Annotated in this window: 10 protein-coding genes; 1 reads left to right on the top strand and 9 read right to left on the bottom strand. The window is 63.4% G+C overall.

What is annotated here, in order from left to right; translation table 11 throughout:
* Positions 1-182, top strand: a 182-nt coding sequence (locus WAO18_RS15455; RefSeq protein WP_422207132.1) for a hypothetical protein, incomplete at its 5' end; no start/stop codon positions are given.
* Between the two features lie 14 nt (positions 183-196).
* Here WAO18_RS15455 and WAO18_RS15460 read toward each other — a convergent pair.
* The 9 genes from WAO18_RS15460 to WAO18_RS15500 all read right to left on the bottom strand — a co-directional run bounded on the left by WAO18_RS15460 (position 197) and on the right by WAO18_RS15500 (position 8,426).
* The gene (locus tag WAO18_RS15460) at positions 197-562 is read right to left on the bottom strand and encodes a DUF732 domain-containing protein (RefSeq protein ID WP_422207133.1); all 366 of its coding nucleotides are present in this window, start codon (positions 560-562) and stop codon (positions 197-199) included.
* A 19-nt stretch (positions 563-581) separates the two neighbouring features.
* On the bottom strand, positions 582-1,001 hold the full coding sequence (locus tag WAO18_RS15465) for a DUF6632 domain-containing protein (RefSeq protein ID WP_422207134.1): 420 nt from the start codon (positions 999-1,001) through the stop codon (positions 582-584).
* 39 nt (positions 1,002-1,040) lie between these two features.
* Complete coding sequence (locus WAO18_RS15470; RefSeq protein WP_422207135.1) at positions 1,041-1,328, bottom strand: hypothetical protein; 288 nt, start codon at positions 1,326-1,328, stop codon at positions 1,041-1,043.
* Positions 1,329-1,414: 86 nt separating this feature from the next.
* Positions 1,415-2,365, bottom strand: coding sequence for a Ku protein (locus WAO18_RS15475; protein WP_422207136.1), 951 nt, complete (start codon positions 2,363-2,365; stop codon positions 1,415-1,417).
* Between the two features lie 37 nt (positions 2,366-2,402).
* Positions 2,403-3,605: an adenylate/guanylate cyclase domain-containing protein gene (locus tag WAO18_RS15480; protein WP_422207137.1), complete on the bottom strand. Its 1,203-nt coding sequence runs from the start codon at positions 3,603-3,605 to the stop codon at positions 2,403-2,405.
* Between the two features lie 55 nt (positions 3,606-3,660).
* Positions 3,661-4,593 carry a carbohydrate kinase family protein gene (locus WAO18_RS15485; protein WP_422207138.1) on the bottom strand — a complete coding sequence of 311 codons (933 nt, stop codon included), beginning with the start codon at positions 4,591-4,593 and terminating at the stop codon, positions 3,661-3,663.
* A complete protein-coding gene (locus WAO18_RS15490) occupies positions 4,590-5,987 on the bottom strand; it encodes a mannitol dehydrogenase family protein (protein ID WP_422207140.1) in 1,398 nt (465 codons plus the stop codon). The genes WAO18_RS15485 and WAO18_RS15490 overlap by 4 nt, the downstream gene beginning before the upstream one ends.
* A gap of 67 nt (positions 5,988-6,054) precedes the next feature.
* Positions 6,055-6,912: an HAD family hydrolase gene (locus WAO18_RS15495; RefSeq protein WP_422207139.1), complete on the bottom strand. Its 858-nt coding sequence runs from the start codon at positions 6,910-6,912 to the stop codon at positions 6,055-6,057.
* Positions 6,909-8,426 carry a mannitol dehydrogenase family protein gene (locus WAO18_RS15500; protein ID WP_422207141.1) on the bottom strand — a complete coding sequence of 506 codons (1,518 nt, stop codon included), beginning with the start codon at positions 8,424-8,426 and terminating at the stop codon, positions 6,909-6,911. Before WAO18_RS15500 ends, WAO18_RS15495 begins: the two co-directional genes overlap by 4 nt.
* Positions 8,427-8,453: the final 27 nt, after the last annotated feature.

An 8,453-nucleotide genomic window follows, 5' to 3' on the forward strand; every position in this document is an offset into this window, starting at 1 on the left:
GCTTCTTTTCCCTGTCACCCCGCTCTGCAGCATTGATGCTGATCAACGGCCATCTAACTTTCCTTGGTCGGGGAAAGCAGGCGGTCGGCGGTTACACGAACACGACACGCATGTCGATTTCCAGAGTCGCTCAGCATCCGCTAAGGAACCCGCAGGTTCAACAGCCCGACCGGCATGCATGACCCGGCCCTGCGGGTCACATCAATGGGGGACCAGGGTTGAGCCAGTTCATCGACGTATCGGTTCGTCCCGCGTACTGCGGGCAGTAGGCCGACATCGCGACGCCGATGAAAAAGCTGGATTCTTTGAGCGAGAGATCGGTGTCCTGCACCAGCTTCATCGCCAAAACGCTTGACTTGTAGTGGTTGTCGAGGCCGGCACACACCAGGTGAGCTTCGGAAAGCGTCGTATCGCGATCGTCGATCAAGATGTTGCGCTTCGCCAGCGCGGCGAGAAACGCATCATCAGTGGCGTCAGCCGAGGCGGGCGCCGCCAGCAACAGTGCGACGGCGGCCATCGGCACGGCACAGGCAGTCAACCATCGGGCTGGCCGGACATCCATGCAGTAACGCTAGTTGAGATCACGCCGCTTCGCGGGGTGAGTGGCTTTCAGCTCGCGTGATGCCCGACGACCGTACGAGGACTGCCAGCACGACGGCGGCCAGCAGCAGCGCCGGAACGTCGCCCCACAGATGTCCCATGTGGTGGCCGGGCTTGAACGATTCCACCGCCATCACGACGGCGTGCACGACGCTTGACCACACGGTGAACCAGATCAGGCTGACGTTCGCCTCGGGACGTCGCGCCGCGTTCACGAGGAACAGGCCCAGCGTCGCGTACAGGCCGACGATCATCATGAAGTAGTCGGATTGATAGGGCGCGCCGTGATGCCAGGCCCACCCCGATGGCCACACAACGGCTAGCGGATAGAGGAGCAACATCAACGCGCCGAAGAAGCCAAGCGCGATCCGAAGTAGCCGGTAGCTGGTCGATGGCGCCAAGTCGTACTCCAAACTGTTTGCGGCCCAACAGGTCCTGGGCTAGCCCCAGCTCCCTGGGGTGCCCTGGGGTACCTTTTGGCCCATCCAGTTGCAGGGCATCATCATCCGATATGCAGTCAACGCGCACTGTTGTTCCGGGGTCAGCGGACTCGGGCCGGCGCACGGTACGTCGGGGCTGCCGCAGATCGGCGGATCAGCGTGAGCACCGGCAGCCGCGCCGATCAGGGTGAATATTGCCGCGCAGGCCGCGATCGCGATCCCTGCCAACGCTTTCTGAATATGACCCATGTCGAACTCTTCCTGCACGCGGCCCGGATCTGGCCGCACTGCAGACGGACGATACTCGCGAACGGCGGTTCACGGTGCGGGTTTAGCGGCATCGGACAACCAGCACCCGGTTGCAGAAATGCGAGTCAGGACTTCGAAGCAGCCTTCGCCGGCGCCTTTTTCGCGGAAGTCTTTTTGGCGGGCGTCTTTTTCGCGGCGGTCTTCTTGGCAGCGGTCTTTTTGGCGGCGGTCTTTTTGGCCGGGGCCTTCTTCGCGGGCGTCTTTTTTGCCGGTGCCTTGTCGCCGCCGGAGCGCGCCTTCACGCTGGCCTCCAACTTGGCCAGCAGATCCGAGACATCTTCAGTCTCGTCCAGTTCTTTGGGCTGCTCCTCGGTGGTAAAGGCCTCCCCGCCTTCGAGTTTGGCCTGCACCAACTCCTGCAGCTGCTCCTGGTAGTCGTCGTGATAGCGGTCGGGGTTGAAATCGTCAGCCATCGATTCGACCACTTGCCCGGCCATCTTCAGCTCGGCCGGCTTGACCTCGACCTTCTTGTCCAGCACCGGGAAGTCCGGATCGCGAATCTCATCGGGCCATAGCAGTGTGTGGATCACCATGACCTCGCGCTTGCTGAAATCCTTTACCCGCAATGCCGCAAGCCGGGTCTTGTTGCGCAAGGCGAAATGCACGATCGCCACCCGATCGGTCTCGGCCAATGTCTTCGCCAGCAGCACATAGGATTTCGTGGACTTGCCGTCGGGCTCGAGGAAGTAGCTGCGGTCGAACATCATCGGGTCGAGCTCGCTGGCCGGCACGAATTCGAGCACCTCGATCTCGCGACTGCGTTCCTCGGGCAGCGTAGCGATATCGTCGTCGGTGATGATCACCATCTGACCGTCATCGGATTCGTACGCCCGCGCGATATCGCGGTACTCGACAACCTCGCCGTCTACCTCGCACACCCGCTTGTACCGGATGCGGCCGTTGTCTTTGGCATGCACCTGGTGAAACTTGATGTCGTGGTCCTCGGTCGCGCTGTACACCTTGACCGGGACGTTGACCAGCCCGAAAGAGATCGAGCCCTTCCAGATCGAACGCATGCTGCCAGTATGCCCATACTGCTAGGCGGGTACGCGTTTAACCACGCTGCGTCGGCGTCCTGCCGGTTATGTGCCAGGTTTCCACTCGACCGACGCCTTTGACCTCAATCGTCCCGCGGGCCTGGCAATCGAAATGATCGCCGACAAGGTCGAAGGTATTGCGCGAGATTTGGATGACGCCGCCGGTGCCGTGCGATTCCATCCGGCTTGCCATATTGACCGTCTCACCCCACAGGTCGTAGATGAATTTTCGGCGGCCGATGACGCCCGCGACCACCGGGCCGGAGTTGATGCCGATGCGGAAGGCGAGCCTGCGGCCGCCGAAGGTCCGCTTGCCGATCTCGGCCTGCATATCCAGCGCGAAGTTGACCAACGCTTCCGCGTGATCCAGGCGTTGGCGTGGCACGCCTGCGGCGACCATGTAGCAGTCTCCGATGGTCTTGATCTTCTCAAGCTCGTACTTGTCAGCAAGATCGTCGAAGCACTCGAATACGTCGTTGAGCAGGTCGACCAGGGTGAGGGGCAGCATCGTCGACGCCATCGGGGTGAACCCGACGATGTCGGCGAACAAAATGCTGGCCTGGTCGTAATGGGCGGCGATCGCACGGGGTTCGGTCTTGAGGGCTTCAGAGATCTCCTTCGGCAGGATGTTGAGGAGCAGCATCTCCGAACTCGCCTGGAAGAAGTCGCGGCGCCGAACGAAGTAATGCAGCAGCCCGAACACGACCGCGATCACCGTTCCGAGGTTGAGCACGAAGAACCATGTCACGAACGCGTCGGGCAGATGCGTCGGCGTCAGGTGCGGCTGCAGCAATGCCGTAATGGGCAGCAACGCGACGAAGCCGACGATCCACAGCAGCGTCCGTCGGGGCTCTTCGAGCAACAGCGAGCCCAACGGACACAGTGCCGCCCAGACGATGACCGCGCTGGACTGCTGAAATCCGCCCAACGCGACCGTCACCAGCCAGGGCAAGATCAGGATTACCAGCAGTTGAGTAAAGCGATAGAACTCGAGATTCCTGGTCCAGGCGAACAACGCTGTGTTCGCCAGCGTGAAAACCGTGTAGAACGCCGGCGCGACGGCGGCCCATGGGGCATCCACCAGCAAATAGGTGACGCTCCACAACACAGTGAACGGTAAGGTCCCCGCGCACAGCACAACTGCGAGCTGCTTCTGCAGCGCGACCTCGTTGGTGTCGGCCGCGGCTGTGCCGATTCGTCCGACCCACCCACTGCGCATAGCGACCCCTTTGCTGACGGTTAGGTTAGCTGGGGGCGGCCTTCGCTATGCCGGTTCAGCCAAGTCGCTGCTGCGCCGCGGCGCTGAGTGCATCCCGATCCGGCAGGTCAGCACCCGCCCGGCTGACGGTGACCGCCGCCGCGGCACTGCCGGCCTCGAGTGCGGCCGTCAGCGCCTCGAGATCGAGTGCGGCAAGCTCCGCGCGTCGGTCGGCGCCCAACAACCCCTGCGCCCACAGCGCGTCGAGCAGGCCGACCATGAACGAGTCGCCGGCGCCAACGGTGTCGACCACCCGTGCCGATCGCGCCGGCACCCGTACCACCCCGGCCGCGCAGATGGCCTCGGCGCCCTGGTCGGCCATCGTCACCGCCACGATCGCGGGACCCAATGACTGCCAGGTTTGGGCGATCTGGTCGGGGCGGCGATCCGGGTCGAGCCAGTGCAGGTCTTCCTCGCTGACCTTCACGATGTCGCTGCGCTCCACGAGATGCTCGATACGAGTCCGGGCCAGTTCGCGATCGACAATCAGCGACGGCCGCACATTGGGGTCGAAGCTGACCGTGGCCGAGATTCGATAGGCGTCGACGAGTGCCGCGACGGCCAGACAGCCCGGGTCGTGAACCGCAGCAATCGATCCGGTGTGCACAACAAGAGGCGGCGACACCGGCGGCGTACCGGACAACTGCCAGTCCAGATCGAATTCATAGTTCGCCGAACCGTTTTCGCCTACGGTCAGCCGCGCCGTCGTCGTGTGCTCGGCGCCTTGGCTTCCCGAAACGAGGTGAGCCCCAGATGCATTGACGTACTCAGCGATGCGCTGACCATAGGGGTCGTTGCCGATGTGAGTGAGGAAATCAACGTCGCGGCCCAGCCGGGCCAGCCCGACTGCCACGTTGAGCGGGCTCCCGCCGACATGCTCGCCGGCGACTCGATGGCCGTCCTGGACGATGTCGATCAGAGCTTCGCCGATCACCAACCCGCGGCTCATTGCACCAACGCCTCCAAGGTTGCGCGAGCTCCCTTGCCGTGCAACGAATCCAGCGCCCAGCGGTATGCCTCGACGAACCGATGCTGATGGGACAGGTCTGCGAATACCGCAGTGATTTCGATGAATGCGTTTGGGTTTTCGCGCTGAGAGCGGGCGATCGGGATGAGCGAGTCGGCCAACTGGTCGAGCACCTCGTACGGCTCCCCCCACTCGTTGACACCCTCGGCGTAGCGGGCCCAACTGGCCACCGCCGCCGACGCCAGCTGAACCGGCCCGTCGTTGGCCAGGTTGTCGTAGATGACTGGGAGCAGCCATTTCGGGATGCGGTCCGACGAATAGGCGCAGAGCCGCGCGACGGTGTCGCGCACGGCTGGGTTGGCGAACCGTTCGACCAGCGTGCGACCGTATTCATGCAAGTCGATTCCCGGAACCGACGGCAGCGTCGGGATGGCCTCGGTGTCGAAATACGCGAGCAGGTACGCCGCGAACAACGGATCCTGCGCCGCGTCGTGAACGAACTCGAAGCCGCACAGGTGCGCGAAGTAGCACAGACACTGATGTCCGGCGTTGAGCAGACGCAACTTCATCAATTCGTACGGGCGGACATCGTCGACCACCAGCACCCCCGCCTTCTCCAGCGGCGGCCGGCCATCGGCAAAGTCGTCTTCGATCACCCAGGCGCTGAACGGTTCGGCCACCACCGGCCAGCGGTCGTCGACACCGAAATCGCGCCGCACTTCCGCGGCCATCTCCAAAGTCGTTGCCGGCGTGATGCGGTCGACCATCGAATTCGGGAACCGGACGTGCTCGGCTACCCATTGGGCCAACTCGGGATCGACACGTTCGGTACTGGCCAGCACCGTGCGCTGGGCGACCTCGCCGTTGTTCTCGATGTTGTCGCAGGAAACGATTGTCGGCGCGGGGATTCCGCGACTGCGGCGTCTGGCGAGCGCCTCTGTGATCAATGCGAACGCGGGTCCATCGGGATCGCGGTACCCGCCTTCGGTGATGGTCAGCGAGATGATCCGGGTGGACGGCGCGGAGAGCACTTCCAACGCGGACTCCTGATCGTCCGGGGCGTAGCGGTAGTCGATAATCGAGCCGATCACTTGGGCGTCCCGGGTGCCGTCGGGGTTCTCCAAAATCAGCGTGTAGAGCCCGTCCTGATCGTTCAGGACGTCGCGCATGGTCCAGTCGGCGGGCATCACCCCTACTCCGCAGATGCCCCATTCGCTTGCCAGGCCTTGCTGAAGCAGCAGATTGATGTAGGCAGCCTGATGTGCCCGGTGGAAGTGACCGGCCCCAATGTGCGCGATCCCGACGCTGACACTGCCGCGGTCATATTTCGGCGCGTCGATCGGCAGGCTTTTCAGCGCCGCATTGTTCAGGGTCATTGCGTTAGGCACGATTGACAGCTCCTTCCGGGTCGCGGCCCGAATCGTCATGGCAAGGTGACGATGCCTAGGTGCCCGCGGAACCTCCAGCTGCCACGGCCGACAAGATGAGGGCGTCGGCGAGTTCTCGCCACGAATCGGTCACGGCGACTGCGCCCGCATCAAGCAGTTCTCGGGTGCGGCTTTGCCGTTCGTCGGCGGGCACAAACATCACGTTACCGACGGCGAAGTAACCGGCCGCGACGGCCGAGGTCACACCGGGTACCGAATCTTCGACGGCCAGCCCGTGTGGACCTTCGACGCCCAGCACACGGCCGGCATGCAAGTAGACCGCTGGGTCCGGCTTGCTCGTCGGCACCGGCAGCGAGTCTTCGGCGCTGAAGCGCACCGCCTCAGGAACGAGCAGATCGAGGCCGGCCGCGGTGAACGAGGCTTTCAGACGCCCCAGTGCACTGGAACTCACCGCGGCCATTGCGAACCGCGGCGCGAGATCGTGCAGTGGCGTGAGCACCTCCGGGTCCGGCTTCAGCGTTACCGCCAAGTGAGCGGTGACCTGCTCGCGCTCTCGACGCACCCACTGTTCGAGCTCAGCGGCGGTCAACGCGCGACCACTTGCCAGGTCGGCTTCAGATGCCAGCACAGCATCGGGACGGCCATCGGCCAGTGTTTTCTCGAACGGAACTCCGCTCAGCACCGCCAGGTCGGTAGCGGTGCTACGAAAGTTCTTACCGACGGCCTTCTTACGCAGCTCGTCGCCACTGAGTGGCGCCGACACGCCGAACCGGGCCATAAAACGAGTGGTGACCTCGGCTGAAGCATCGAATGCCGGTGCCTCCGAAGGAAATAGGTTGTCGTCGGCATCCAACAACAACGTGGTGATCGACGCGGGGTCGAACGAGCGGACGAATGTCAGGGGCTGGTTCATGACAACACCAGCTCCCGCGTGTTGTCCCGCAACGCATTGCGCAGCGCGGGTATAACACCGTGCTCGTCGATATCGGTAATCATCTCGCGCAAGCGCTCCGCAAAGCCAGGGATCATCCGAAGTTCGCCGAAGATCTCGTGGCGCAGCAGCGGATCTGGATTGCTGCCGTCCATTGTCGCCAACTTGGTCAGCAACTCTTTCTGCGGGTCGTCGATGCGGATCTTGGCGCCCTTGAGGTCGTAACCCCGCAGGTATCGGATCCACCCGGCGAGGGCAAGCATTAGCAGGGTGTGCGGTCGATCCTGCTCGATCGCCTCATACAGCGACGGCAACAGGAACGACGCGATCTTCTCCGATCCGCGGCGCGCCAGTCGCGACAACTGGTCGCTCATCTGGGGATTGCTGAGCCGCGAGAGCAACGAGTCCCGGTACTCGGGCGTGTTCATTCCGGGTACCGCGGGTAGCAGCGGCTGAATCTCGTCGCGCATCAGCTGTTCGACGAAGTCGAAGACGGCCTCGTCGCCCATGGCCTCATCGGTGCGCTGGTACCCGGCCAGCATGGCCAAGCACGACATCGCAATGTGAGTTCCGTTGAGCAGACGGGTCTTTACCAACTTGTGGTCGCTGACATCGGCAACGAATTGGACGCCGACTTCGTCGAGCGGTGGACGACCGCCGCAGAAGCTGTCCTCGATGACCCACTGGCAGTACGGCTCGGTGAGCACCGGCCACTTGTCGGCGATGCCGAATGTCTGCCGAACGAATTCGACCTCCTCGTCCGAGGTCTGCGGAGTGATGCGGTCGACCATCGTCGAGGGGAACGCGACATAGGTGTCGATCCAGCGGGCGAGCCGGGGATCCTTCAGCGCGGCGAACGACACCAGCGCGGTCCGCGCCGCCTGAGTGTTGTCCGGGATGTTGTCGCAGCAGAGCACCGTGAACGGCGCGGTGCCGGCGCGGCGACGCAGCTCCAGCGCGTCGGTCAGATATGACCACGCCGTGACATAGCTACCCGACTTGACGACATCCGCCCGCACGTCGGGATGGCTGGCGTCGAACTCGCGAGTGAGCGGGTCGAGGAAGTATCCGTTACCGGTGATGGTCAGGCTGACGACGCGGGTGCGGGGGTCAGCCAGCGCGGCTCGGACCGCCTCACCGTCGTTCGGTGCGTAGTGGACAGAGCCGATCGAGCCGACGACGCGGGCCGTTTCGCCCTGATGGCCTCGTTCCACGACGGTGTACAGGCCGTCCTGGGCCGACAGCACGTCTTTGACGTCGCGGGAGCGCAGGCTGACGCCGGTGACTCCCCACTGGTTGGAAATGCCCGAGCAGGCCAGGTCATCGAAGTAGACTGCTTGATGGGCGCGGTGGAAGTTGCCCGCACCGATGTGTACAACTCCGCGTTGCAGGGTAGAACGATCGTAGGTTGGCACTTCGATTCGCTGTGAATGCAGTTGAAGGGTGTCATTACTGAGCGGAACTCCGGCGCTTGGCCGCCAAGGGTTTTTTCGCATCCACGTTCGTGCCCGCAGCTCAGACCC

It is taken from the genome of Mycobacterium sp. (assembly GCF_049278535.1).
GTDB lineage: Bacteria > Actinomycetota > Actinomycetes > Mycobacteriales > Mycobacteriaceae > Mycobacterium.